This is a genomic window from Georgenia sp. Z1344 (assembly GCF_057652375.1).
Genome location: NZ_CM172728.1, coordinates 3,300,605 through 3,326,848 on the forward strand (window position 1 = coordinate 3,300,605; position 26,244 = coordinate 3,326,848).

Annotated in this window: 17 protein-coding genes and 1 pseudogene; 12 read left to right on the forward strand and 6 right to left on the reverse strand. The window is 69.7% G+C overall.

What is annotated here, in order from left to right; genetic code table 11:
- Positions 1-16: 16 nt before the first annotated feature.
- Entirely contained in the window at positions 17-1,693 is a 1,677-nt protein-coding gene (locus AC24FB_RS15000) for a hypothetical protein (protein ID WP_425713438.1), read from the forward strand.
- A 149-nt stretch (positions 1,694-1,842) separates the two neighbouring features.
- Positions 1,843-3,567, forward strand: a complete 1,725-nt coding sequence (locus tag AC24FB_RS15005) for a DUF2510 domain-containing protein (protein ID WP_425713439.1) — start codon at positions 1,843-1,845, stop codon at positions 3,565-3,567.
- 58 nt (positions 3,568-3,625) lie between these two features.
- On the opposite strand, the gene AC24FB_RS15010 is transcribed toward AC24FB_RS15005, so the two are convergent.
- Positions 3,626-5,149, reverse strand: a complete 1,524-nt coding sequence (locus AC24FB_RS15010; protein ID WP_425713440.1) for an Hsp70 family protein — start codon at positions 5,147-5,149, stop codon at positions 3,626-3,628.
- Between the two features lie 220 nt (positions 5,150-5,369).
- Here AC24FB_RS15010 and AC24FB_RS15015 point away from each other — a divergent pair, with 220 nt between their 5' ends.
- Both AC24FB_RS15015 and AC24FB_RS15020 read left to right on the forward strand, forming a co-directional pair.
- A complete protein-coding gene (locus AC24FB_RS15015; protein ID WP_425713441.1) occupies positions 5,370-5,849 on the forward strand; it encodes a fluoride efflux transporter FluC in 480 nt (159 codons plus the stop codon).
- 54 nt (positions 5,850-5,903) lie between these two features.
- Positions 5,904-6,290 carry a fluoride efflux transporter FluC gene (locus tag AC24FB_RS15020; RefSeq protein ID WP_425713442.1) on the forward strand — a complete coding sequence of 129 codons (387 nt, stop codon included), beginning with the start codon at positions 5,904-5,906 and terminating at the stop codon, positions 6,288-6,290.
- 98 nt (positions 6,291-6,388) lie between these two features.
- Here AC24FB_RS15020 and AC24FB_RS15025 read toward each other — a convergent pair whose 3' ends face one another.
- Both AC24FB_RS15025 and AC24FB_RS15030 read right to left on the reverse strand, forming a co-directional pair.
- A complete protein-coding gene (locus tag AC24FB_RS15025) occupies positions 6,389-7,882 on the reverse strand; it encodes a hypothetical protein (RefSeq protein ID WP_425713443.1) in 1,494 nt (497 codons plus the stop codon).
- A 342-nt stretch (positions 7,883-8,224) separates the two neighbouring features.
- A complete protein-coding gene (locus tag AC24FB_RS15030) occupies positions 8,225-11,911 on the reverse strand; it encodes a PQQ-dependent sugar dehydrogenase (RefSeq protein WP_425713444.1) in 3,687 nt (1,228 codons plus the stop codon).
- Between the two features lie 307 nt (positions 11,912-12,218).
- On the opposite strand from AC24FB_RS15030, the gene AC24FB_RS15035 reads away from it, so the two are divergent.
- Both AC24FB_RS15035 and AC24FB_RS15040 read left to right on the forward strand, forming a co-directional pair.
- On the forward strand, positions 12,219-12,818 hold the full coding sequence (locus AC24FB_RS15035; protein ID WP_425713445.1) for a dienelactone hydrolase family protein: 600 nt from the start codon (positions 12,219-12,221) through the stop codon (positions 12,816-12,818).
- Between the two features lie 282 nt (positions 12,819-13,100).
- Positions 13,101-14,422 (forward strand): annotated as a pseudogene (locus AC24FB_RS15040) (short-chain fatty acid transporter).
- Between the two features lie 44 nt (positions 14,423-14,466).
- Here the strand turns inward: AC24FB_RS15040 and AC24FB_RS15045 are convergent.
- On the reverse strand, positions 14,467-14,970 hold the full coding sequence (locus AC24FB_RS15045; RefSeq protein ID WP_425713446.1) for a MarR family winged helix-turn-helix transcriptional regulator: 504 nt from the start codon (positions 14,968-14,970) through the stop codon (positions 14,467-14,469).
- Positions 14,971-15,053: 83 nt separating this feature from the next.
- Here AC24FB_RS15045 and AC24FB_RS15050 point away from each other — a divergent pair, with 83 nt between their 5' ends.
- The 6 genes from AC24FB_RS15050 (at position 15,054) to AC24FB_RS15075 (ending at position 22,216) form a co-directional block, all read left to right on the forward strand.
- On the forward strand, positions 15,054-15,539 hold the full coding sequence (locus AC24FB_RS15050; RefSeq protein WP_425713447.1) for a general stress protein: 486 nt from the start codon (positions 15,054-15,056) through the stop codon (positions 15,537-15,539).
- A 423-nt stretch (positions 15,540-15,962) separates the two neighbouring features.
- A complete protein-coding gene (locus AC24FB_RS15055) occupies positions 15,963-17,120 on the forward strand; it encodes a tyrosine-type recombinase/integrase (protein ID WP_487560387.1) in 1,158 nt (385 codons plus the stop codon).
- The gene (locus AC24FB_RS15060; RefSeq protein WP_425713449.1) at positions 17,113-17,466 is read left to right on the forward strand and encodes a helix-turn-helix domain-containing protein; all 354 of its coding nucleotides are present in this window, start codon (positions 17,113-17,115) and stop codon (positions 17,464-17,466) included. Before AC24FB_RS15055 ends, AC24FB_RS15060 begins: the two co-directional genes overlap by 8 nt.
- Positions 17,459-18,922: a Fis family transcriptional regulator gene (locus tag AC24FB_RS15065; RefSeq protein WP_487560390.1), complete on the forward strand. Its 1,464-nt coding sequence runs from the start codon at positions 17,459-17,461 to the stop codon at positions 18,920-18,922. Before AC24FB_RS15060 ends, AC24FB_RS15065 begins: the two co-directional genes overlap by 8 nt.
- Before the next feature lie 54 nt (positions 18,923-18,976).
- Entirely contained in the window at positions 18,977-21,265 is a 2,289-nt protein-coding gene (locus AC24FB_RS15070) for an AAA family ATPase (protein WP_425713451.1), read from the forward strand.
- Positions 21,266-21,541: 276 nt separating this feature from the next.
- The gene (locus AC24FB_RS15075; RefSeq protein ID WP_425713452.1) at positions 21,542-22,216 is read left to right on the forward strand and encodes a hypothetical protein; all 675 of its coding nucleotides are present in this window, start codon (positions 21,542-21,544) and stop codon (positions 22,214-22,216) included.
- Between the two features lie 116 nt (positions 22,217-22,332).
- Here AC24FB_RS15075 and AC24FB_RS15080 read toward each other — a convergent pair whose 3' ends face one another.
- Positions 22,333-23,580, reverse strand: coding sequence for a VOC family protein (locus tag AC24FB_RS15080; protein WP_425713453.1), 1,248 nt, complete (start codon positions 23,578-23,580; stop codon positions 22,333-22,335).
- A 170-nt stretch (positions 23,581-23,750) separates the two neighbouring features.
- Entirely contained in the window at positions 23,751-26,234 is a 2,484-nt protein-coding gene (locus AC24FB_RS15085; RefSeq protein WP_425713454.1) for a sugar phosphate isomerase/epimerase family protein, read from the reverse strand.
- Positions 26,235-26,244: the final 10 nt, after the last annotated feature.

The following is a 26,244-nucleotide window of genomic DNA, read 5'->3' on the forward strand; positions in this document are numbered from 1 at the left end:
CGGCCGGGACGGCAGGATGGAGACGCGTTCGGGAGGGCTCTCGGCGGACGGCGACCCACGTGGGGCACGCGGGTCGGAAGACCCTGCGCACGAGGAGCTCGGCGACACGGTGCGTCGGCCGGCTCCCGGCCGTTCCGAGCGGCCACCGGGCGCCACGACGACGCCGCGATACACCGCGTCCGGCGAGCTGGGCTACGGCGGCGACGACGGGACGAGCTACCCCGGATCCTCCAGCCCCGTCCCCACCGGCGAGCACGTCGTCTCCGGCAGCTGGGGCGCGAGCCAGGTCGACGACGAGCCGGTCGAGACGACGACGGGCACCTACGCGGTCCAGGAGCCGGACGGCGGCTACGACGGGTACGCCGCAGTCGGTGCGGGCGCCTATCGCTCCGGCGGCGTCGACCCGTACGGCGGGCAGGCGGCGGACCCCCGGGCACCGATGTGGCAGCAGCCGCCCGCAGGGGGCGCGCCGAACGCGCCCGGTGAGCCGACCACCGACCCGTACGCCGGGCTCACGCCCTCCGGAAGCTTCGGTCACTCGGCCCACGCCGGACAGTCCGGGTACGGCCGGCCCGGGCAGGCGGGACACGGACCCCCCGGCGGTCCGGCGGGCCCAGGAGGTTACGGCGCACCGATCGGACCTGGTGGTCCGAGCGGTTACACAGGGCCCGGTGGTCCGGCCGGCGCAGGCGGTCCGGTCGGCCCCGGTGGACCCGGCCACTCCGGTCGCGCGTACGCCGGCTACCCGCCGGGCGGCTCGGGCGGCAGCAGAGGACCGCTCATCGCCGTCGTGGCGGTCGTCGCGGTCGTCGTCCTCGCGCTCGCCGTCTTCGGGATCTCGCGGATCATGGACGGCGACGATACGGCGTCACCCGAGTCCGACAGTCCGTCCGTGGCCACGGGACCGTCGACGCCCGGTCCGAGCACCCCTGGACCGACCACGCCCGCCCCGACCACCCCGCCGCCCCCGGGCACCGAGGGCTCGGCCGGGGGTGACGGGGACGTCTCCGGGCTCGCCTACGTCGTCGACACCGCGGGCAACGACCTCGGTGCATCCCTGGACGGGGCGTTCCCCCAGGACGGGCTCTACACGTCCACGCTCCGGATCACCGAGCGGACCCCGGTGGTCGTGGCCGCCTACTCGCCGGACATGGCCGACCTCGTCGTCACGATCGAGGGCAACGGCGTGAGCCACGAGCTGACCGACTCGACCGAGCCCATCACGTTCCTCGACTTCAGCGGGTATCCGTCGACGTCCGATCCCAGCGGGGCGTTCGTCCTCGAGCCCGGCGACTACGAGATGGTGGTGACGACCGAGGACGGCGACCCGGCGGCGTTCGAGCTCGGTGTCGCCTCGGGCGACGGGACCTCGCTCGGCAACGGCGACGAGGTCGACGTCTCGGTGGAGGCCGGCGACGCGGTGCTCTACGCCGTCACGCTCGAGGAGGGGCAGGAGCTGACCGCCACCCTCGTGGGAGACAGCACGGACCCGATGCTGCTCGTGGTCGAGCCCGACGGCGACGTCCGGCGCAACGACGACTGGGACAGCTCGTCGGGCTACACCGGTGAGGATCTCCCGAACTGGCTCGACTCGGCCCTCACCGTGTCCGGCGGGGCGGGGGAGTACGTCCTCATCGTCACCACCTACGCCGGCCTGGGCGGCGACATGGTCGCCCAGGTCACGATCGAGTAGCCCACCGCGCCGCCCGTGTGTGAGTCTCACCGCCGTGGGGCGGTCTACCCGCCCGGAATGCCGGGGGAACGCGCCGGTCGTGGCTACCCTCGACGAGTCCGGACGTCGCGGGAGGCCGCGTCGTCTCTTGCTCGTACCCGGAGGAATCGTTGAGCACCGTCGAGGCAGGTTGGTACTCGGACCCCTGGGAGGACGGCAAGATCCGCTTCTGGGACGGCGTGACCTGGACCGACGAGCAGTACGACGCCGAGGACTCCGAGTACGACGTGCACGGCGACGAGGATCCGACACCGCCGGTCGACCACACGGTCGCCCCGTCCTCGGTCCTGCGGTCCGGTCAGGCCTTCGGGTCCGTCCCGCCCGCTCAGGACACACCGGCCGCCGACCAGGGCGTCCCACCGTCGGCGCCCTCCGCGCCGGGGTACGGGCAGATGCCGCCGTCCGCGCCCTCGGCGCCCGGCTACGGGCAGATGCCCCCGTCGGCCGCCTCGGCGCCCGGCTACGGGCAGATGCCGCCGTCGGCCGCCTCGGCGCCCGGCTACGGGCAGATGCCGCCGTCGGCCGCCTCGGCGCCCGGCTACGGGCAGATGCCCCCGTCCGCGCCCTCGGCGCCGGGTTACGGCGCGCCGGGATACGGCGCGCCGGGCCAGCCGACGGGCGGCACCCCCGGCTCCGTCAGCGGCTGGTCCGCGGGCTCCTCGGCCGAGGCCGGCTGGGCAGGTCAGACCGGCCCGGGCTTCTACGGACTGCCGGGCGCGGGCTCCCCGTCGTCGACCGGACCGGTCGCCGCCTCCGGGAACACCGCACCGTTCGGTGACGGGTACGGCGGCTACGCCGCGACCGGCGCGGGCTCCTACGCCTCCGGCGGGACCGCGGCGTACCCCCAGGGTCCCGGCCAGCCGTGGGCCGGATCTCCCGAGAGTGCGGGCGGCTTCCCGCCCCAGGCCCCGGGCTTCGGCGGGTCGCCCCAGGCCGGTGGTTACGGAGGCCCACCGCAGGGAGGTGGGGGGTACGGGTCGGGCGCCAAGCGATCGGGCCTGTCGCCGCTCCTGGCGGGTGGCCTCGTCCTCGCGATCGTCGCGGTGCTCGGCGTCGGCGCCTACTTCATCTTCTTGTCCGGCGACGACGATCCGTCCGCCGGCGGTGGCGGGGGCGGCGGCTCGTCGCAGCCCGCACCTGGGCCCGCGCCCGCGGACGCTCTCACGCTCACCGACTCGTCCGGCGCCGAGGTGCCCGAGTCCGGCACCGTCACCGTGCCGGCCGACGGCGCGTGGACGGGAACCATCACGGTCACCGAGCGGACCGGCTTCCTCGCGCTCGCCGCGTACGGCGAGGCCGACCCGCAGATCGCGGTCTCGGGCGAAGGTGTCTCGGTGGAGGTCGACGATGTCGGGTCCGCCTCGCGCGACCTCGCACCCCTCGGCGGCGACTCCGGTCTCGACGCCGCCGTCGGTCTCGTGCTCGAGCCGGGGACCTACACGATCGAGGTCACCGACTGGCTCGGGAGGGACGCCGAGGTCCCGTTCCAGTTCCGCTCCGGGCTCCAGGGCACGCTCTCGAACGGCGCGCCGGTCGATGCGACCGTGGCGGCGAACGACGTCGTCCTCATGGCCACCGAGCCCGCGTCCTCCTCCGGGTCGGTCCACACCCTGCTGCAGGAGGGTTCCGACCCGCAGCTCGTCGCCTTCCCGGCCGGTACCGGTGAGGCGCTCTACAACGACGACGGGCGGTCCCTCGCGCCCGCGGACATCGCCGACCAGATGTCGAGCCTGGACTCCTACATCGACATCTCCGCGAGCGAGCCGACCCTCGTCGTGCTGACGATGTGGCAGGAGCGGGCCGGCAGCGCGTCGGTGACCTACACCGACCAGTAGCAGCCCCAGACGTCCGACCACCCCCACCGCGCGGTCACGGGGCGCAACGACCGCTCGGTCAGCCCGTGAGCTCACCGAGCCGGTAGGCCGTCCGGTGCCCCGAGTCCTCGCGGGTGATCTCCACCTCGACGAGCCCGTGCGCGTCGACGCGGTACTCCTCCGTCACCGTCGGCCCGTCGTCGATCCGCCGGACCGGTCGGGCGGCAAGGTCCCCGACGTCGAACAGCTCCGCCGAGTACGGCACGCGCACCTCGGCGAACGGCACGATGTCGCCGCGGGGGTGCCCGTCGTCGTCGATCGCGGAGTACTCGACGAACCGGAAGAACCCGATGTCGTGGGCGGCCCGGTAGGTCCGGCGTGCCACGACGCCGCCACCCGAGGGCAGGACGTCGTCCGGCGCGAGCACGGGGTCGAGCAGCGTGCCGCGCCCGTGGTCGGCCTCCCGGAAGACGCCGAAGCCACGGGAGAGCCGGTCGGTGAGCGAGTACCCCGAGTCGGGGTCCGCCGCGACGGCGAGCCCGATCGCCGTCGACGCCGACGGGTACGGGGAGCGGTGCACACGCCGTCCGTAGTGGCGCCGCAACAGCCGTGGCACGAGGGGGAGCGACGTGGCGCCGCCGACGAGGTAGATGCCGGCGACGTCCGCGAGACCGGGTGCCGACTCGTCGTCGCCCCCGAGCAGCGGGGCCATCGCAGCGACCGTGCGTTCGACGAGCGGGGCCGCCGCCGCGTAGAGGTCGTCGACCGTGACGGAGACGGGGCGACCCTCGACGTCGAGAGCGAGGCGGCGCGACTGCGGGTGCACCGCCTCCTTCGCGACGCGTGCCTGCTCGAGGAGGTCGTCCGCGGCATCGGTGGAGCGTCCCTCGAGCTCGGCGGCGTCGGTCCCCGCGGCGCGCGCGGCGAGCTGGGCGAGCACGACGTCGACGTCGTCCCCGCCGACGTCGTTGAGACCGGCCGAGGCGAGCACGTCGTGGCTCGTCCCGTCCACGCTGACCAGCGAGGCGTCGAAGGTGCCCCCGCCGAGGTCGTACACGAGGACCCGGGTGCGCCGGCTGGAGATGGTGCGGGTCTGCCGGTGCGTGTACTCGAACCCGGCGGCGGACGGCTCGTTGAGCACGGCCACGACGTCGAAGCCCGCCAGCCGGAACGCCTCCAGAGTGAGGTAGCGCTGGGCGGTGTGCGCGTGGGCGGGGACGCCGACGGCGACGCCGAGCGCGTCATCGAGGTCAGGGTCGGCGACGGACGAGCGGGTGCGGATCTCGGTGCGCAGCGCGTCGAGGAACGAGGTGAGGACGTCGAGGATCGGGACGGTGCGCCGGCCGACGCGAACCTCGGAGCGGGCGCTGACGTCAGGCCGGGCGAGCACGCGCTTGACGGACCGCAGCAGAGGGGCGCCCGCGCGGTGCGCCTCCTCGGCCGCGAACCCGTGGACGAGACTCCCGTCGACGTACGCGCTGACCGACGGGACGTGGTCGTGCCAGTCGCCGTTCTGGTCCACGAAGGAGACAACCGGGTAGTTGCCCCGGTCGGCTGCGGCGACGATCGTGCGGGTGGTTCCGAGGTCGACCCCGAGGCGCATGCCTCGAGGCTAGCGGCACGGCCGCGGGGGCACGCCGAGCGTCCGGCGGGACCTGTGGTCGGGTGGCTCGTGGCTCGTGGCTCGTGGCTCGTGGCTCGTGGCTCGTGGCTCGCGCCGGCGAGTGGAGCCGTGAGTGTGCGCGGGGGTCGGGACCGCCCGTGAGCCCGACCGAACGATGCCGGGGTGCGGGGTCGATGGTTCCCAGGTCTATCCTCGTCCGGTGCCTCCTGCGTCGTCGTCCCCGACCGGCACAGGACCCGTCCGCCCACGCCCCGAGCACCTGCAGCCCGGCCTCGTCGCGCTCGTGGTGCTGGGCGGCACGCTCGGCACGGCGGCCCGCGCCGGCATCGACGCGGTGCTCGGCGGCGCTCCCGGTGAGATGCCGTGGGCGACCGGTGCAGTCAACGTCGTCGGCGCCGCGATCCTCGGGGCGCTGCTCGCCCTGCTCACCACGGTCCCGGCCGGACCGGCGAGGCGCGCGCGGCTCCTCGTGGGGACCGGACTGCTGGGCGGATTCACGACCTACTCTGCGCTGTCCCTCCAGACGGTCCAGCTGGCGCAGGCCGGTCGCGGCGTGGCGGCCCTGTTCTACGCGCTCGGGTCGGTCGCCCTCGGTGTCCTCGCCGCGTACCTCGCCCACGCCGGGGCGTTCCGGGCCGTACGGGCACGGCGGCGCGGTGCCTGCGGGGGAGCCGCATGAGCCCAGCGACCTCTGGGGGAGCGGCATGAGACCGGCGACCTCTGGGGGAGCGGCATGAGCCCGCTGACCTGGCTGCTCGTCTCGGTGGCCGGCGGGCTGGGGGCCGGGTCGCGGTTCATGCTCGACGGCGCGCTCACCACCGCGCTACGCCCGTCCGTCCCCGTCGGGACCGTTGTCGTCAACCTCATCGGGTCGTTGCTGCTCGGCGTCGTCGTCGGCGTCGGAGCGGGCGGTTCCGGCGGAGGAAGCGGGTGGTCGCCGGAGCTGACGACAGTCGCCGGCACAGGCTTCCTCGGCGGGTTCACCACGTTCAGCACGGCGAGCGTCGACATCGTGCGCATGCTTTCCGCGCGCCGTCCGGTCACGGGCGCGGTGGTCTGCCTCGGCATGCTCGTCGGCGGCGTGGCGGCCGCGTGGTGCGGGTGGGAGCTCGCGCGCTGAGTGGGCCGCCGCGTGGTGCGGGGTCGGTGCTCGCGTACTGGACAGATGGATGCTCGTGCACCGAGCGAACACCCCGGCCCGATCCGACGGAGCCGGCGTCAGTAGTCGCCGACGAGCCGGGAGAGAGCCTCCGCCCGGTGCGGCTGGACCCAGGCGGCGTGGTTCGGGAGGTGCACGGTGGCGCGGTCCGGCGGGGTGAGCGCCTCGCAGAGACGGGCGACGGCGACGAGGTCGAGCAGGGCGCCCCACACGTCCGCCTCGACCCGGGTCCGACGGCCCTTCAGCGTGAGGTCGATGCCGGCGGGAATCTCCCCGGACGCCTCGTACACGACCTGAGCGTCGGTCAGCCGGTCCCAGGTGCCGGCGGTGCGGGCGATCTCCCCGACCACCGCGATCCAGTCCTCCGAGGAGTCCGCCATCGTGTCCTCCGGCGGGAATCGGAACACGTTCGACCAGACCGGGATGTCACCGCGGACCGGGTGGTGGACGACGGCGTCGAGGAACGGGTCCCAGTCGGCAGGGTCGGCCACGGGGACGACGGCGTCCGCCACCTGATCGACGCTCAGCCTCGGGTCGAGCCGCAGGCCCGCCTCGACCAGGGCACTCACCCGTCGGCGCACGTCTCGACCTGCCTCGGGGTCGGAGCTCGCGGTGGCGCCGGGGATGTCGCCGTCGGGCGTGGTGGTCGGTCCGAGACCGTCGAGCGTGCTGGGTGTGGTCCCTGCCGCCGAGTCGTCCGCCGAGGCGTCCGACGTGGCACCCCGCGCGGCATCGCTCGTCGCCAGGTCGAGCGCCGGGGCCCGTGACAGCCGGACGGCGATGGCTCGTGCCTCGCGCGCGTGCTCCTTGGGGACGAGCAGGCGCCGGTAGTCCGATCCGTGGCCGGCTCCGGAGCCCGAGCTGGATCCGGGCCCCGAGGTCGGGCCGGAGCTGTCGTCGTCCCGGTCGCCCGCTCCGGCGTCGTCCGGCGTCGACCGGAGGAGCGGGACGGCGACCAGGCGCGGCGGCACGAGCTGGGCGAGGAGCGCGTCGAGCACCGGCGCGAGCTCGCTGCCCTCGAGCGGGACGGTGAGCGGCGTGCCACCGAGCGCGACCGTCACCGAACCCTGGTCGCCGTCGAGGGTGGCCTCGACCTCGCCGACGTGTCCCGTCGCCCCGAGAGCTTCCTCGGCGCTGGCAAGCGTGCGGCGGACCGACGCCGCGGCGTCGTCGTCAGTGGCACCCGCTGGGAGGTGGGCGTCGCCGACGACGAGCTCGCGCACCGGCCGCTCCAGGGAGCGCCCCGCGCCGAGGAGAAGGAGCTGGAGGGGGAGCGGGGTAGGTCCCGTCGACGGGACCCGACGCCGAAGCTCGTCGACGTCGACCCCGTCGCGCAGGTGCAGGCCCAGCCCGGTCAGGGCGGCGAGCTGTCTGGTCAGCGGGGCGTCGTCGGGCAGGTCCACGGGCGAGGGGCCGGTCGACGCGGGAGAGCTGCGCGACTCGTGCCCGGGTCGGGCAGATCGGGCAGGTCTGGCAGGTCGGCCGGGCCGGCCCTGCTGCCCGGACGTGGCGCTGCGCCGGTCGTCGCCCGATCGGCGGCTGAACGGCCACATGTGGGTCCTCCTCGTGTCGGTCCGCCCGCGGCGCAGGACGCGTCCCCTCCACGGTAGGTCACACCGTCGGGGTCGTCCCGCACAAAGCGCGAGTTCCTCGCGGCGAGTGCGGGGACTTCTCCTGACGAGTGCGGGGAGCCCTTGGCGAGTGAGCAGCTTTCCGCCTCACCATCACCCCCGTCGACGACGAAGCGGGCCCCGCACCCATCAGGATGCGGGGCCCGCTCACTGGTCGAACCGACAACCGCTCACTCGTCGATCAGCATGAGTGCGGGGATCCGGTCACGAGTGCGGGGATCCGCTCACCGACTGGTGGACGGATCCCCTCACTCGCCGATGGGGTCAGCGGCGGATGCCGAGGGTGTCCGCGCCGTCGCCGTTCCAGTCGCCGACGAACACCTCGTCGCCCGAGCGGCCGTAGCGGACCTCGCGGTCCGCCCAACCACCGGTGAGGGTGTTCGACATCAGGTACAGGTTCCCGCGACGCGAGGCGAACGTGTCGCTCCCGTCCCCGTCCCAGTCACCCACGAGCACCTGGTCGCCCGCGCGGCCGTAGTCGAACTCCGCGTCCGCCCAGCCCGAGCTGAGCGAGTTGGACACGAAGTACCGGGCCCCACGACGCACCGCGAACGTGTCAGACCCGTTGCCGTCGTAGTCACCGACCAGGACCTGGTCGTTCGCGCGGCCGTAGTCCAGCTCGGTCTCCGCGTCCCCACCGACGAGCTCGTTGGTGAGGAAGTACGAGTTGCCCCGACGCACGGCGAAGGAGTCCACGCCGTCACCGTCCCAGTCACCCACGAGGACCGTGTCCCCGGAGCGGCCGAACGTCAGCTCCACGTCCGCGCTGCCCCCGTAGAGGGAGCTGGACAGGAAATAGGCGTTCCCACGGCGGACCGCGAGCGTGTCGCTGCCGTTGCCGTCCCAGTCACCCACGAGCACCTGGTCGCCGGGGCGACCGAAGGAGAACTCGTGGTCCGCCCAGGCGTCCCAGCCGTCGTTGAGGTAGAACCCACGACCCGGGGTCGGGGGAACAGGCTCACCCGGCTCCTCCGGCTCCTCGTCGTCGGACTGCGTCGAGACGACGAGGTCACGCATGCTGCCCGTGTTGTCGAACGAACCGAACCCGACCCGACCGGAGTCGAACGTCGTGTCGGTCGCCGTCATGAGCGGATGCTCGAGACCGTCCACCCAGACGGCGATCTCGCCGGTATCGGCGCAGTGGACGAGCCGGACGTCGTGCCAGGCGTCGTCGGTGATCGCGGGCGGCGCACCGACGGAGGCCTCCTCGTCCCACTGGTCGTCGATCCGCAAGCGGTCGGCGCCGTCGACGAGGAAGATCCCGTTGTGCGGGTAGATCGCGTTGTCCTGCGAGAGGTGCGCGTAGTAGTACTCCGTGTCCGACTGGTGCCCGAACACGAGGATTATGTCGCGGTTGTTGACCGACGGGGGAGCGTCGAGCCGGACCTCCGCCTCGATCTGGACCGTGCCGACCGGGTCGCCCGAGGCGAGCAGTGCGTACTCGAACGGCCGGCGGATGCCGTCGTCCGGGTTGGTTCCCGGCTCGGTCATCGTGATCATGTCGCCGGGGAAGTCCCAGCTCTCCGGGGTCCGCGGCGCCCAGTTCTCCTCGGCCATGAGGTCGGTGCGCTCGGTGTCGAACGAGCACTCCGGCGCTGACGGCGGGTCGACGGGCTGGACCCCGTAGGCCGCATACTGCGCCGCCATCTGCTCGGGCGTCGGCACGGTGTCGAGGATGACGACGTCGTCCATGCGGCCGTCGAAGGCGTTTCGCTCCCGGTCGTTCTGCGGGAAGCTCCCGCCGATCTTGATGCCCGCGGGGTTCGTGTCCGAGGTCGTCCCCTCGCCCCACGTGTTGTCCGCCGTGTACTCGCCCTCGAGCTCCTCGCCGTTCATGTAGAGCCGCATCTCGCCGGCCTCGTAGTCGAAGGTCGCGGCGAGGTGCACCCACTCGTTGCGGGCGAGGATCTCGTCCCACGGCATCGTGGCCGCGTACGTCCACGACCCTTCGCCGTCGACCCGGCGGCCGAGCGCGACTAGCCGTAGCTCGCCGTCGACCTCGATGACCTCGAGCAGGGCACGGACGCCGTGCCCGTCGGAGTCGCCCGAGAGGACGCCGGCGAGACCGATGGCGTTGAACACGTCGTCCGGGTCGGTGGACTCCGAGTTCGGCACCGGGTGGTCGCCCGTCGGCTTGAACCAGCCCATGATCGAGATCTGTCCGGCGTCGGCAAGGGCGCCCAGGGACTCGACGCCCTCGGGGTCGTAGATGCCGGCCTTCCAGTCGTCGTTCGACGCCTCCTCCGGGCTCAGCTGCTGGGTCTGGAGCGCGCGGCCGGCGCCGGGATAGGCCTCGTCGGCGACGCGCATGAGCTCACCGCCGTTGACGAGCTCGATGTCGGTGCCAGAGCGGCCGAGGTCGTCCTCCCACGCCGGGGCGTCGGCCACCGGGTGGTCGAACGTGTAGTGGCTGACGACGTTGCGGGCGAGCTCGGGCAGGACGGTCGTGTCCGGCACCTCGTGCGCGCCGGTCACGCGCCACACCCGGCCGTCGGCCTTCGAGATCAGGTAGAGCTCCCCGGAGGCGTCCGACCCGAAGCGGAGGTCGACCCGCGAGTCCCCGACGAGCTCGGCAAACGTGGTCTCGACGCCCTCGTGGACGACCCGCAGCTCCTCGATCGGCGTGAGGTCCTCGGGGTCGCCGTCGTTGCGCTGCATCGCGGCGGCGTCCGTGGACAGGATCCAGCCGCGGACGAGGTCGGTGAAGAGGTACCGGCCCTGCAGCTCCGGGATCTCACCCCGGTAGACGAACCCGCCGTTGACCGCCACACCGGCGTCGCCGGTCTGGCCCGGGTCGCGGTTGTGGTCGTACGCGGCCACCGGGTAGGTGTAGCCGGCGTCGTCCTCGGGCAGGGGATAGATCTGCCGCTCGTGGGCGAGGAACGGCCCCTCCCGCTCGGACCAGCCGAAGTTGTCGCCCGCCTCGACCTCGTATATCGACTCGACCTGCCACTCGCCGATGTGACCGAGGTAGAGCGCGTGCTCGCCGCCGGTGTCCCAGCTGATGCGGTGGGGATCGCGCATCCCGATGGCGTAGGTCTCACCGAGCGCACCCTCGACGTCGACGAACGGGTTGTCGGCGGGGATGCCGTACTCGCCGTTCGCGCTGTCGTCGCCGAGCGGGTCGATCCGCATGATCGTGCCGTGCGGGGTGGCGAGGTCCTGCGGGTTGCCGTTGTCGACCCCGTTCCCGCCGTCGCCGACGAGGATGTAGAGCATCCCGTAGTCGGCGTCGCCCTCGGTCACCGTGGGGTTGAAGGCGATCTGCTGGACGGTGTGCACGCGCCCGGCGAACGGGACGCGCATGATCTCGCGGCTCGTGCCCGAGAACGTCTCGGCCGCGGGGTCGTCGGCGGTCCACTCGGTGATGACGCTGTGGAACGCCGTGCCCTCGAACTCCGGGAAGTCCGGCTCGTCCTCCGTCAGGGCGGTGCCACCCTCGGTGTGCACGGTGTAGAAGATGCCGTTCTCGGCGAAGTCCGGGTGGAACTCCGCGAAGCCGAATCCCGTGCCGAGGCCGGCGTGGTTGTGGAAGTTGTCGGCGAACTGGTCGCGGACGTTGAGGTAGTCGACGTAGTCGCCGGACTCCCGGTCGACCATGAACAGGCTCTCGTTCATGTCGACGACCATGAGACGCCCTGAGTCGTCGGGCGCCTCGTCGAGGTGGGTGATCCGGTTGTGCCGGACCAGGCGCTCGTCGGTGGGCTCCGGGGTGGGGGAGGACTCGGGGAGCTGCACGAGCTCCTCGACCTCGATCGCGAGGCTCGACAGGGTCGGGTCGGGCAGCGGGTTGAGCAGGGGGTCCCCGACGGGGTCGTCCGCCTGGGCGGCCGGTGCGACGACGAGGGTCGCGCACATCGCGGCTCCGGCGGCGACGGTCACCGCCGTTCGTCGTCGTCGTCGGGCACGGGGTGTCTGTCGCCGGTCGGAGAACTGCCGTATGGACGTCATCGTCACGCTCCTTCATCGGAAAGCGTTTTCCTGGCAATTCACAACGGTAGGACCAGCCCATGGACCTGATCAATCGTCCTCACGGATGAGATTCGGACGGCGGGGGCGCGTCGTGCGCGACCGGATGCCGGCGGGTGCGATGTCCGGGGGAGCCGGTCACGGATGCGGGGGTCGGAACGACGGGGACACGTCGTGCGCGACGCCGACGGGCGGGACATCCGCGGGGGAGTCGCCGGTGTCGGGGCCGGTCCGTACCGTGCCGAGCGGACGCGCGCCGACCGGGTGCGCGCGATGAAGGGGGATCGTCATGGTCGACGTCGTGCTGTTCCATCACGTGCAGGGGCTGACCGAGGGGGTGCGGGCGCTGGCCGAACTGCTGAGTGCCGGCGGAAGGCACTCCGTGGTGACTCCCGACCTGTTCGACGGACGGACGTTCGGCAGCATCGAGGAAGGGTTCGCCGCCTTCACCGAGATCGGCGAGGACGTGGTCCTGCAGCGGGCGGCACGCGCCGTGGACGAGGTGGAGCGCCCCGTGTACGCGGGGATCTCGCTCGGGGTCATGGTGGCTCAGCGACTGCTCCAGCAGCGCGGAGACGCCCGCGGCGCGCTGTTTCTCGAGGGCGCGATGCCGGTCTCCGGCGAGTGGGCCGACGGGCCGTGGCCGGCCGGCGTTCCCGCCCAGATCCACGGCATGGACGACGACGAGTTCTTCGCCCATGAGGGCGACATCGACGCGGCACGGGAGATCGTCGCCGCCGTCGGGCCCGGGCGCGGTGAGCTCTGGACCTATCCGGGCAGTGCCCATCTGTTCACCGACTCGTCGGTGCCGCAGCATGATCCGGGGGCGACGGCGATCGTCGTCGAGCGCGCGGTCGCTTTCCTCGACGGGCTCCAGCAAGCTGCGTAGCGTCGGAGCAGATCCGGTGTCGCGATGGGGCGCGGCCGGTCTCGCACCCGGACGCATTCGGTCGGGACGCGTCGCTCCCCGAGAACGGTCCGGGATCTTTGTCGGTGGGTTATGTTGCGTCTGTCACTGTCCTGATCACGTCCGAAGCCGCACGATCGCGGCCTCGGGCGCCATACGTGCGAGGAGGCACGCATGTCCGACAGCCCCGATGGACGCCCGACAGGCAGCACGCCGGCACCGTCCCGCGACGCGTCCGACAGCGGGGCGGTCCTCGGGCGGCTGATGCGCCCTCTCAACACCCTGGTCGAGCGCTACGTACCCTCGGCCCGCTGTTCGCGATCGTCCTGACGTTCGTCGTCGTCATCCTGGCTCTGATCCTCACGGACGCCGGGCCGAGGACGATCGTCGTCGAGTGGGGGAACGGGCTCTCCGGCCTGCTCGCGTTCATGACGCAGATGGCGCTCATCCTGCTGCTGGGCTACATCCTGGCGAGCACGCGCCCCGTCATGCGCCTTCTCCGCGCCCTGGCACGCGTGCCGAGGAGCCCGATCCAGGCTTATCTGTTCGTCTTCCTGGTGGCGGCGATCGCCTCGCTCATCACCTGGGGCCTCGGTCTGGTCGCCGGCGCGCTGCTCGCCCGCCAGGTCGCCTACGAGTTCCGGAGCCGGGACGTGCCCGTGCACTTCCCGATGCTCGTAGCCGCTGCCTTCTCCGGTTTCGTGGTGTGGCACATGGGGTACTCGGCGTCCGGCCCGCTCCTCGCGGCCACGCCCGACTCGTTCGTGGTCGACCAGCTCGGTGAGCCCCTCCCGATCTCCGAGACGATCTTCAGCTCGTGGAACGTGATCGGAGCGGTGGCGACGATCGCCCTCGTTGCGCTCGGCCTGTTCCTCGTGGCGCCGAGGCGGGGGAGCGCGATCAAGGTGCTCGAGATCGACGCCCGCGAGAAGGACGTGGAGATCGACGACGCGGTCGAGACCCCCGCCGACCGCGCCGACGCCTCCCGTATCCCCACGCTGCTCGTCGGCCTCATGCTCGTGGCGTACCTCGTCCTGCACTTCATCGACGGCGGCAGCCTGACGCTCGACATCGTCAACTGGAGCTTCCTCGCGCTCATCATGTTGCTCGTCCGCAACCCGTTCGAGCTCGTCACGCTGACGAAGCGAGCCGCCGCGAACGTCGGCGAGATCCTGCTCCAGTTCCCCCTCTACGCAGGAATCATGGGGATGATGGCCGGAACGGGGCTCATCGCCGTCTTCTCGGACGCGCTCGTCTCGATCTCCAACGAGTACACCTTCGGGCTGTTCGCCCTCCTCTCCGCCGGACTGGTCAACTTCTTCGTCCCGTCGGGCGGCGGGCAGTTCGCCGTGCAGGCACCCATCATCCTCGAGGCGGCGCGCGACCTCGGCGTCGATCCCTCGATCGCCATCATGGCCGTGGCCTACGGCGACCAGTGGACGAGCATGATCCAGCCGTTCTGGGCGCTCCCGCTGCTGGCGATCGCCGGCCTGAAGATGCGCGACATCCTCGGGTACACGACGAGCACGCTCATCATGTCCGGGATCGTGTTCGCAGCGACCCTGCTCGTGGCCAGCCTGATCTGAGAGGGATGCGGCCGGGGAGCGGCGTCGGCGCTGCCCCTCGTGCGTCAAGGTCGGTCGCTGGTCGTGGATCCGGCGGTCGCACCGGTGGGCGGCGGCACCGCGTCGTCGTCGATCGTGTCCGCGAGGCGCCCGAGCAGGGTTGTCAGCCGGTCGACGTCCGCGGTCGACCAGCCGGCGAGGAGTCGCGCGGCGACGTCCCCGACCTCGTCCTCGTAGTCGTCGAGCAGGACGCGCCCCTCCGCGGTGATGCTCACCGCGACGGCACGTCGGTCCTCCGGGTCCGGCGTGCGTGCGACGAGGTCGCGCCGCGTGAGCCTGCCGATCTGCACCGTCATCGTCGAGCGGTCGACCTCCTGCCAGGCGGCGAGCTCGCTCATCCGCACCGGCCCGGTGTCGGCGATGCGGCGGAGCAGCCAGCCGTCGACGGGGGAGAGGTCGGGTGCGTCCCGGCGTCGCCGGTCGCGATCCATCCAGCGTTGGATGGAGCTGAACGCGCGGTACATCGTGCGGCCCAGCGCGAGGGCCTGGGTGGGGTTGGTCGGGTTCACGGTTGCTCCGGGTCGACATCGACTAGTTTGATTGGTACACTCAAACTATCATGGCAGCAGTCCGGCGAGAAGGGGAGAGCGAATTGACCGACACGACGCCGACAACCAATCCTGCGACCGAGGGGCCCGTGCTCGACCGGGTCGTCATCGGGCACTACGACAGCTACGTCGGCGCCGAGCGGGCGGTCGACCTGCTCGCCGACAAGGATGTCGACGTCGCGACCGTCAGCATCGTCGGGCACGACCTCAAGTCGGTCGAGCTCGTCACCGGCAACATGAGGTTCGGCAAGGCGGCCCTGTACGGACTCGGCGGGGGCGCCTGGCTGGGCCTGCTCGTCGGGCTTCTGCTCGGCATCTTCCTGCCGTCGCCCGTCTGGGCGGAGGTCGTGCTCGGATCGGTCGTCTTCGCCGCCGTGTGGGGGCTGATCTTCGGGCTCGCCGGCTACGGACTCGTCGGCCGTCGCCGCAGCTTCCGGTCGACCAGCGGCACGCGGGCCTCGGTGTACACGGTCGAGGTGCCGGCCGACATCGCCCGGCAGGCGACCCAGGTGCTCGACGCCGGACGATGAGCCGATCACCGGCCGGTCCGTGGCTGCGATCCCGGGTCTGGCCCGAGGTCGCGGCCACGGTCGTGTCCGGGGGTGGCGACGGCTGGCGGGCGGGGATGTCGTGCCACTCCCGCACGAGGCAGTTCCGCCGCTGCGGTGCCGAGGCGTGGGGAGGGGGATGTTGCGTGGGGCGACCGACGGGACGAACGACCGTCCGACGCCCCTCCGGGCTGTCGCGCGAGGGGACCGTCTCGCTCGACAGAATGACATAATGTGCATTATCGGATCGTAAGGAACGGGAGTTGCATCTGATGCGACTACTCCCGTGCGGCGACGTGCTGGGTGTCCGTGCAGGTCAACTCCATATTGCAGGCACCGGTCCTCGGAATGTGGTGGGCCGGCCTTGCGGCGTTCGGGCTCGTGGGCGTAGGTTCCATGCATTAGATGCAGGATTCCACGGGATCTGGGGGCGTCGTGAAGGGTGTTCCGGGCTTCGTCCCACGGGTGCTCCGCGACGGCGAGGTAGCGCTGTTCCGCGCGGAGGACCGCGTGTTCGACGCGATGCTCGAGGGCTGGAAGGCGCAGATGCTGGCCCGCGGGCTGGCCACGCAGACCATCGAGGGCCGCTGCCGCGTGCTGCGCCGGTTCCAGGAGTACTCCGGGATGTACCCGTGGACCTGGCAGCCCGTTGACCTGGACGACTACATGGCCGAGCGCCGCTCCGGCGAGAAGCCAATCAGCCTGACGACGCTACGGTCGGACAGCAACGCGATCGCGATGTTCTGCGCCTACACGACGGCACCGACTTACGGCTGGCGCGAGTTCTGCGAGCAGACCTTCGGCGAGATACCCGCGCAGATCGCCTTCGACTGGAACACCCCCCGTCACACCGCCGATGACGCAGTGCCCACGCAACGGCGCGCATTCAAGCAGGCGGAGCTCCAGATGCTCTTCGACCACATGGACGACCTCGTCGACCGCGAGCATGCCGTCGGCAGCAAGCGTTGGCTGCCGGTGCTGCGCGACTCCGTCGCGTTCAAGGTCTGCTACGCCTACGGGCTTCGTCGCCGCGAGGTCACGATGCTCGACCTGCACGACTTCGGCCCGAACCCGCACGTGCCTGCCTACGGTGAGTACGGCGCGGTGATGATCCGGTGGGCCAAAGGGACCGCTGGATCTGGGCCTCGCCGCCGCACCGTCCTCACGGTTCCCGAGTTCGAGTGGGTCGTCGGCCTCCTGCGGTTCTGGGTCGACGACGGCGTCCGCGACCGGTTCCCCACCGCCGACCGTTCGGCCGCGCTGTGGCCCAGCGAACGAGCCGACCGGATCACGCTGGGCAGCCTTGGGGACTCCTTCGCCGCTGCGCGCGACGCGGTCGGCCTGCCCAAGGAGCTCGGCCTGCATTGCCTACGCCACTCCTACATCACCCACCTGATCGAGGCCGGCTACGACCCGGCGTTCGTGCAGACCCAGGCCGGCCACGCCTACGCCTCGGTCACCAGCATCTACACCTCCGTCGGTGACGACTTCAAGCAGAAGACGATCCAGAAGATGATCGCCCGCCGCATCGCACGCCCGAAGGAGGCCAACCCCGATGGCTGAGCAACGCCGCATCGGCTACAAGTGGAACCTGCGCACCGTCATGGCGCAGCGGAACCTGTGGAAGAGCACCGAGCTCATGCCGCTGCTGAAGTCGCGGGGCATCAACCTCTCCGAGAGCCAGGTCTACCGACTCGTCACCGGCACACCCGAGCGCATCCCGGCACGCACGTTCGCCGCTCTGTGCGACATCCTCGACTGCGAGCCCAACGACCTGTTCGAGCCCTACGTCGAGATGCGCGCAGCGAGCACAGCGGACGCGCCCAAGCGGCCCGAGGACCTCGGCCTGAGACCAGGGGACCCGATCGCGCGGCGCGTGCGGATCATCAGGGACGACGAGAATGGCTAGGCCGCGACCGCCAAGCGATCCAACCCGATGGCCACTCCCCTGCGCCCGCTGCGGTGAGCACCACCAGATCGCGGCCCACTGGCCCGACGGCAGCGTGTGCCGCTACTGCTACCAACAGGCCAAGCGAACCCGTGGCACCTGCTCCTGCGGCCACGACGGCGTCCTGCCCGGCCGCATCGACGGCCAGCCAGCCTGCAGACGATGCACCGGCGTCACGCTCAACATCGACTGCACCACCTGCGGCGCCGAGGACGAGCTCTACCGCGGCACCCAGTGCTGGACGTGCGAACTCGCAGTGCTCGTCGATCAGCTGCTCATCAATCCCACCACGGGCGTGATGGCCGCCGAACTGGGCCCAGTAGCCCGAGCACTGAAATCGATGAAGAGATCCAACAGCGGAGTGACCTGGATCAGACAGCCCCACGTCACCACCTTCCTCAAAGATCTCGCGGCGGCGCCGACGATCACCCACGACCAACTCGACGACCTGCCAGGATCGGACCGCACCCGCACCTACATCCGCGGCCTGCTGGTCGAGCACGACGCCCTGCCCCGACGCGACGAGCTCGCCGTCCGCTACCATCACTGGTCCACCGGCGCCCTCGAGCGTCTCAGCAGCGACGAGCACCACGACATCGTGCGCCTCTATATCCGCTGGCACATCCAGCGACGCATGAACCAGATGGAGACGGTGCCGCGAGGCACGTTCCTGAGATCGAAGCAGACCGTCACCGTGACGATCGACTTCCTCAACTGGCTCCACGACCACGGACTCACGCTCGACCAGCTACGGCAGGAACACCTCGACGCCTGGCTGTCCGACGGACCGAGCACCCGACGGTTCGTTGATCGCTTCATCCCTTGGGCCATCAAGAGCCGGCTCGTCGACTCCGACCTCACCCTCGCCCGCCATCGCCGCGGCACCAGCCCGAAGCTGTCCAAGCCCGAGCAGGATGCCGCCGTCGACCGCGTGGTCCACACCGACGAGCTCACAGTGCGTGACCGGGCCGCCGCGATCTTGGTCCTCGTCTTCGGACAGCACATCGAAGACGTCGTCGAACTGACCTGGGACGACGTCGCCGTGACCAACGACCTCGTCACCATCACGCTCGGAACGACCGAGTTCGCCCTCCCCTCCCCCTTAGACCAGCCCATACGCCAGCTCGCCGCCGCGCCCGGCAACTACCTCACCGCCGCCCACCCCAACAGCACCTGGGTTTTCCGCGGCAACTCCCCCGGCCAGCACATCCACGGATCGAGCCTGCGCAACAGGCTCAAGACAATCTTCAGCACCCGCGCGGCCCGGCTCGGCACCCTCCATGAGCTGACCAAACTCGCACCCGTCCCGATCATCGCCGACGCGCTCGGCTACCACCCGACCACCATCGAGCGCCACGCCATCGGCTCCGCCAGTGTGTATGCCCAGTACGTCGCTGCCAAGCGAGAGCACTCATGAGGATTCGAGCGAGCCAGGAGATGAAGTGTCAGCTATGGCGTCTATCGTCGGACCATGCTTCGTCGACTAGACCTGAACAAGCCTTGGCGGTCGTTGGAGCCTGGATTCTGGCCCGATGAGCTTCCCGCGGGCCGCCGAACGATCGTGTACGGCCACAACGGCAGCGGCAAGTCGACATTCGCTGAGCTTCTCCTGAGTCTGGCCGACTCTGACGACGCTAAGGGCGTGGTCTGGGAGGACGACCAGAAGCGCCGCACCAGTATCAGCGCCGACGGTGTGAATTCGAAGGCGCCTATAGCCGTATTCACGCGGAAGTGGGTCGAGGCAAATCTGTCAGAGTTCCTCGATGGCGCTAGCGCTGCGGCAATCGTGACTCTGGGCAAGGAAGCGATCGACGCCAAGGAGGAGCAAAATCGGCTCGTTGAAGAGCTCGGCAATCTGCAGAATCAGGCGGAGCAAGCGGACGAGCAGCAGAAACTCGCTGACGACAAGCTCAAAGCCTTAGCCCGTGACGTCCAGGACAGGATCGTGTCTGAACTCCAAGAGTTCGACTACAAGCACTTTACAAAGAGCCGCTACTCTGTAACCAAAGTCCAGGATGACTTGCGCAAGTACACGGGAGAAATCCCAGATAGTAACGCACACGCCGAGGCTCTGAAGCGGCTAGGCGAACAGGCCCAGTTACCGGCGCCAGCGATTGTAGCGGCACCCGCGGACGTCGCCGACCAGCTGGTGGCTCTGAACGAGCTGCTCTCCGAGACACCGACCCGAGTCGCGATCAGGGAACTAGAAAGCAACCCGGCAGCTCAGACTTGGGTCGAGGAGGGCCTTGCACTACACGAGGGCCTCGACCACTGCTTCTTCTGTGCCGGGGAGATCAGCAGAGATCGACGTGACCAGCTGGCACTTCATTTCGATGAGAGCTGGCTCCAGATTCGAAGCCGGTCGAAGACCCTACTGGCGGCTGTCGCGATCGAGAATCAGGCGCTCATTGACTGGCAAACCACTCTGCCGGCCCCCACGAACTTGGCGAGCGAACTGCGGTCGGTCTATGAAGAAGCATTTGAGCGAATCAACGCCGCCGTCGACGAGCGCATTAAGACGCTCAAGTCAATTGAAAGAACACTCAACGAAAAAATTGCCGACCCCAGCGCTACACCTGACGCCCCAGAGTGGTCGATGCTTAGCACGACTCCATCCATCTCAGGGCTGGTGCAGGCGATCACACAGCACAACGAACAGGTCCGACGACACGAGCAAATCACCGCTGAGCGTACGCAGACGGTCCTCGACCACCTGGTCGGATCGCAGAGCGAGCCCTTCCGGGGCCTCGAGCAACAGGCGAAGGACCTGGCAACCGCCAGCAGCCGTGCCAAGGCCGCCGTGAAGCTTGCGGAACACCAGCTCGCCGATGTGCGTCGGAAGCAGTTCACCAACAATGAGAAGGCCGACGCTCTCACCCGTGATCTTGCCCGCGTCTACGGCAAGGGCCACCTCAGAGTCGCAGTCACGTCAGACGGCAAGTCATACGCCTGTCGTCGTGGCGACGAACCTGGTAAGCACCTCAGTCACGGCGAGAGGACGACCTTGTCGTTGCTGTACTTCCTGCACAAGCTCGAGGATGAGCAGGTCGCCAACAGTGACAGGTCGCAGAGAATTGTGGTGATTGATGATCCGTCCAGCTCGCTCGACAGGGAGGCCCTCTTCGCGACCCACCAACTGCTCTTCGACACGCTCGATAACTTCGGTCAGTACGTCATACTTACCCACGACTTCAATCTCTTGCAACTGTTCATTAAATCTCACAAGACCGCTTGGTTTAAATCGCGTAGCCGTGTTAATGCTGCCGATGCCGACGAGATCCGATTCCCCAAGGTGTCTTTCCTTGAGATGTACGCAGCATCGGTAACCGGCGCGCGTCAATCCCGTGTCGGTAGTCTCCCTTACGCTCTGCTTAAGAACACGTCAGAGTACGCCTATCTATTCTCAACGCTCATGGCCGGGATCGCGGACTCTGCGAATCATGAACGACTCTTCCTTCTTCCGAATGCTGCTCGTCGATTGCTTGAGATCTTCGCGAGTTACAAGGCGCCCCACAGAACCAACTTCCTTCAACAACTCGAAGTCCTGGTAGAGTCTCAGGAAGATGAGCCCTATCGCGATGTTTATCATTTCTGCAATCGCTTCTCGCACGGCGAGGGAAGCGAGAGCATCGACGTACTCGACGCTCGCGCCGTTCATGGACAGATACGTAGGTGCCTTGAGTTCCTGCGCGCCGTCGACAGCGAGCACTTCGATCGGATGTGTACAGCAACGGGCGTTGCCCCTGAGTCGCTCCCCTGAGGTTCCGACCAGGGCAACCAACCCACGGACAAGATGGCGATACGTAAGCCGCCCAGAGTTCAAGTACCTCGCTTACCTCGCTGGAGCCTTCCGCTGTTGATCCGCTCCGGAGGACCTGCTCGCGAACTCCCGCTCCTACCAGTTAACGGGAGTTGCATTTAATGTGAGTACTTGATGACCTTCCAGCGGGAGCTCAGCGCAAACTTGCCACGGCGAAAACAGCATACCGTTGCAATCTCGGCGAATTATTGGGTGATCGATCGCTATCCTAGAGCGATGGGTGAGCATACAGAGGACGAGCTGGACCAGCTCGAGGCCGAGGAGCCGGAGCTGCCTGAGTGGAGGCAGCTTGAGCTCGCGGCCTCGGCCTCCTTGAACGTCGCCTTGACGATACTGACTCGCCCGCACGTCAGCGAAGCAGTCCTGCGCCGTCTGGCTGAGGCGCGGCCTGACTTCGGCCCGTCGATCGCAACCAAGCGGAACGCACCCGTCGAACTCATCGAGGCCCTGCCGGTCAACACGCTCTACGCAGGCACGCTCGAGCCCTACATGTGGCGCATCGGCGCCGACATCGACCTGTGGCGCACGGTTCGCAGGGTGCAGGACACCAGCCCCATGCTGGGAGGGCCACCCATCGGCGAGTTCACACGCGCCTACCGCATCGCCCACGAGCACGACGCCGACGCGCACCGCCAGGCCACCGCACGCTGGCGTGCCTTGCGCCAGGAAGACCGCGACCGGCAGCAGCTGGTCGACGAGGTACGCGATCCAACGACGACCCTCGGACGCCTGGTCGAGATCGCCCGCGACCAGTCCGTCTTCGTCGCGAGCGCGGTGCTCCAGCTCGAGCCGCCACCGCCCGAGGTGATCAGCGCACTTATCGAGACCCATCCCGACCTCGCCGAGGAGATGGATCGGTTCACGAATCGCAGCGCCGAACCGCCGGACTAATCACAATCTTGCATGCGACCACGTCCGCTCGCGCGATGATGTCGGCCCCGCTGACTGCTACTCCCGGCTCTCGAACTCCCGCTGCTACCAGTTGGGGCTGTGTGGCGAGCGTAGCCTCACGGGGCGTTTGTCGGGTCTGTCGGATCTGACGTGGCGGACGGTCCTGACGGAACGTCTGTGGTCGACGGACGTCGGTCCACGACGACGACCAGCTCGTTGCCCTCGGGGTCGGCGACGTGCCATCCGCTGTCGGTAGCCTCCAGCAGCGTCCCGCCGGCCGCGAGCATCCGGTCGAGTCGCGACCGCGCGGCGCCGGCCGACATGGCGAGCTCGACGTGGATGCGGTTGCGCTGGTCCCGGCGCCGCGTCTCCGAGACATCGATCTGCTGGAAGGCCAGCACGGGACCGAGACGGCGCGGATCGACGATGTCATCGATCCCGTCGCGCGGGTCGGGTTCGTAGCCGAGGGCGACGAGCCAGAACTGCTTGACGGTCGCGATGTCGGCGGCGTCGAGGAAGAGCTGCGTACAGCGCGGAAGCCGTGGGTCTGCGCGTGCTCCACAGCGTCGTGCGACGGTCTGGATCCGTTCGGCGACGAGGGTGAAGTCGAGGTCGAGGCCGTGCGCGTCCGGCTCCCACCGGTCCTTGCCGCTGTCGAGGACGACCAGGCCCTGACGTAGGTCGATGAGCAGCGGGAAGCCGGCGTCGTGGGCGATCTGGGCCGCAGCGACGGCGAGCTCGCGCTGCTGCCCGGACGACGTGCTGCGGTAGCACGCCATCGCGCCGAACACCTGGTGCCAGTCGGACGCCTGAGGGCTGTCGGTCAGCGGTGATCCGGGCACGAGGTCGACCTCGTTGCCGTCCCGGTCCGCGTGCCGGACGCCGAACGGGCCCGTCGGCTCGCCGAGCGCCGCGCGATCGACCTCGAGGGCCGGTCGGACGACGTCGACGTGGACGCGGTTCCGCAGCGGACGGTCGTCGGTCGACCGCCGGATGCGAATGGTCGGGTCGCGTCGCAACGGGTCCAGCAGCACCTCTCCCCCGCCCTGCGCGTAGCCGAGCGCCCGCTGCCAGAACGCTGTCAGGTCTGACGGTCGGTGCGACGCAAGCACGACAGACATCGGCGCCAGGACGTCCGGGCGCGCGGCAAGCCCGGCGTCCCGTGCGGCCGCCGAGACCGTCGACGCCCGGGAGATATCGGGGAGCCGGACGCGCAGTCCGGTCGGCCGGATGTCGACGGCGATCGTCGATGAGATCTCGAGGAGACGGGCGGCGAACGCGGCGCCCTCGACCAGCGACGGCGCGTCGAACCACGTGGCCGGCTCGTCGTCGAGAAGGCACCAGTCCATGTCCTGAGATGACATGCGAGCGACCGTAGCGGATGCTCCTGCCCGGACATGACGAGCGCTCCCCCACCCGGGAGGGGTGAAGGAGCGCTCGGCGTGGTCCGGAGCGAGCTCCGGTCACTGGTGGGGCGGACGTCCGCTCACTCGCGAGGCTGGCTCACGGGTGAGCGGACGCCGCGTCCGGTTCGTCAGCGGCGCACACCGAGGGTGTCGCTGCCGTCGCCGTTCCAGTCGCCGACGAAGACCTCGTCGCCGGAGCGGCCGTAGCGGACCTCCTGGTCGGCCCAGCCACCGGTGAGGGTGTTGGACATCAGGTAGAGGTTGCCGCGACGCGAGGCGAACGTGTCGTTGCCGTCGCCGTCCCAGTCACCGACCAGGACCTGGTCGTTGCCGCGACCGTAGGTGAACTCCGCGTCCGCCCAGCCCGTGGTGAGCGAGTTGGACACGAAGTACCTCGCGCCACGGCGCACGGCGAACGTGTCGGTGCCGTCGCCGTCGTAGTCGCCCACGAGGACCTGGTCGTTCGCACGGCCGTAGTCGAGCTCGGCGTCAGCCCACCCGCCGGTCAGCGAGTTGGTGAGGAAGTAGCTGTTGCCGCGGCGGACGGCGAAGGAGTCCACGCCATCCCCGTCCCAGTCACCGACCAGCACGGTGTCGCTCGCGCGGCCGTAGCTCAGCTCGATGTCCGCGTTGCCCCCATAGAGGCTGTTGGACAGGAAGTAGGCGTTCCCGCGACGAACGGCGAGCGTGTCGCTGCCGTTGCCGTCCCAGTCGCCCACGAGGACCTCGTCGCCCGGACGACCGAAGGAGAACTCGTGGTCGGCCCAGATGTCCCAGCCGTCGTTGAGATAGAACCCACGACCCGCAGTCGGCGGAACCGGCTCCGGCTCGGGCTCCGGCTCGGGCTCGCCGGCCTCCTGGCCGGTGAGGTACTCGAAGCCGGTGGTCACGAAGTCCTCGCCGTCGGCGGCCAGGTCGTACTCGAGCACGTAGTACGCGACCGGGGCGTGCTGCTGCGCGGACGCGATGATGCCCGGCAGGTCCACCTCACCCTCACCGAGGTTGGTGAAGGTCGGACGCTCGTCGCCACCCAGACCGGTGGCGTCCTTGATGTGCAGGAGCTCGATGCGGTCGCCGTACTGCTCGATGAGAGCAGGGACGTCGATCCCCGCGTGAGCGGCCCAGGCCACGTCCAGCTCGAAGGTCACGAGGTCGGGGTCGGTCTCGGCCACGAGGATCTCCCAGGCCGACATCTCCACGCCGTCGTGCTCGTAGACGGTGGTGAACTCGCCGTCGTGGTTGTGCCCGAAGAACTTCCCGACACCCGCGTCCACCGAGCGCTGACCGAGGCGGTTCATCGCCTCCGCGGTGGCGATGGTGTCCTCGTAGCTGTCGATGCCCGGGGCGGCGAAGCCACCCGAGCCGACGTACTCCTGGCCCACGGTGGTCACGTAGTCGAGGGTCTCGTCGAAGGTCTCCTCGTCGGTGTTGTAGTGCGACGACGGCACCCGCAGGCCCAGCTCGTCGGTCATGGCGCGGAACTCCTCGGCGCTGTAGTCACCGAACGTCCCGCCGAAGGGCTCGATGTTCTCGAACCCGATCGATGCAAGGCGGCCGAGGACGGGCTCGAGGCCCGCGTCGCTCACCCACGGGATGAGGGAGAACATCTGGATCGAGACGTCCTCGACCGGGATGAGCTCCGGCTCCGGCTCCACCGGAGGCTCGGGCTCGCCTGCCTCCTGGCCGGTGAGGTACTCGAAGCCGGTGGTCACGAAGCTCTCGCCGTCGGCGGCCCGGTCGTACTCGAGCACGTAGTACGCGACCGGAGCGTGCTCCTGTGCCGATACCAGGATCTCTTGGAGCGGGACCTCGCCCTCGCCAAGGTTGGTGAAGACCGGACGGCCCTCCCCGGCGATGTTGGTGGCGTCCTTGATGTGCAGGAGCTCGATGCGGTCGCCGTGCTCCTCGATGAGCGCCGGGACGTCGACGCCGGCGTGCGCGGCCCAGGCCACGTCCAGCTCGAAGGTGACGAGGTCGGGGTTGGTCTCCTCGACGAGGATCTCCCAGGCGGACATCATCTCGCCCTCGTGCTCGTACTGGGTCGTGAACTCGCCGTCGTGGTTGTGCCCGAAGAACTTCCCGATCCCGGCGTCCACGGACTGCTGGCCGAGGCGGTTCATCGTCTCGGCCGTGGCCAGCGTGTTCTCGTAGCTGTCGATGCCCGGGGCGGCGAAGCCACCCGAGCCGACGTACTCCTGACCCAGGGTCTCGACGAACTCCAGGGTCTCACCGAACGTGTCCTCGGCGTTGTTGTAGTGCGACGAGGGCACCCGCAGGCCGAGCCCGTCGGTCATGGCACGGAACTCCTCGGCCGTGTAGCCGTTGAAGTTCCCGCCGAAGGGCTCGATGTTCTCGAAGCCGATCTCTGCGAGACGGCCGAGCACCGGCTCCAGGCCGACCTCGCTCACCCAGGGTGTCAGGGAGAACATCTGGATCGACACGTCCTCCACGGGGACGTGGATCTGTTCTGCCTGCGCCGGCTCCTCCGCCGGCTCGGCATCGCCCGGTGATGCGGCGGCGACGCCGATCCCCATCGGTAGCACGAGCGCGCCTGCGAGCGCTGCGCCCGCCGCTCTCGGCAGCCAACGGCTGCCTGGTCCTCGTCTGGTCACGATTCCTCCT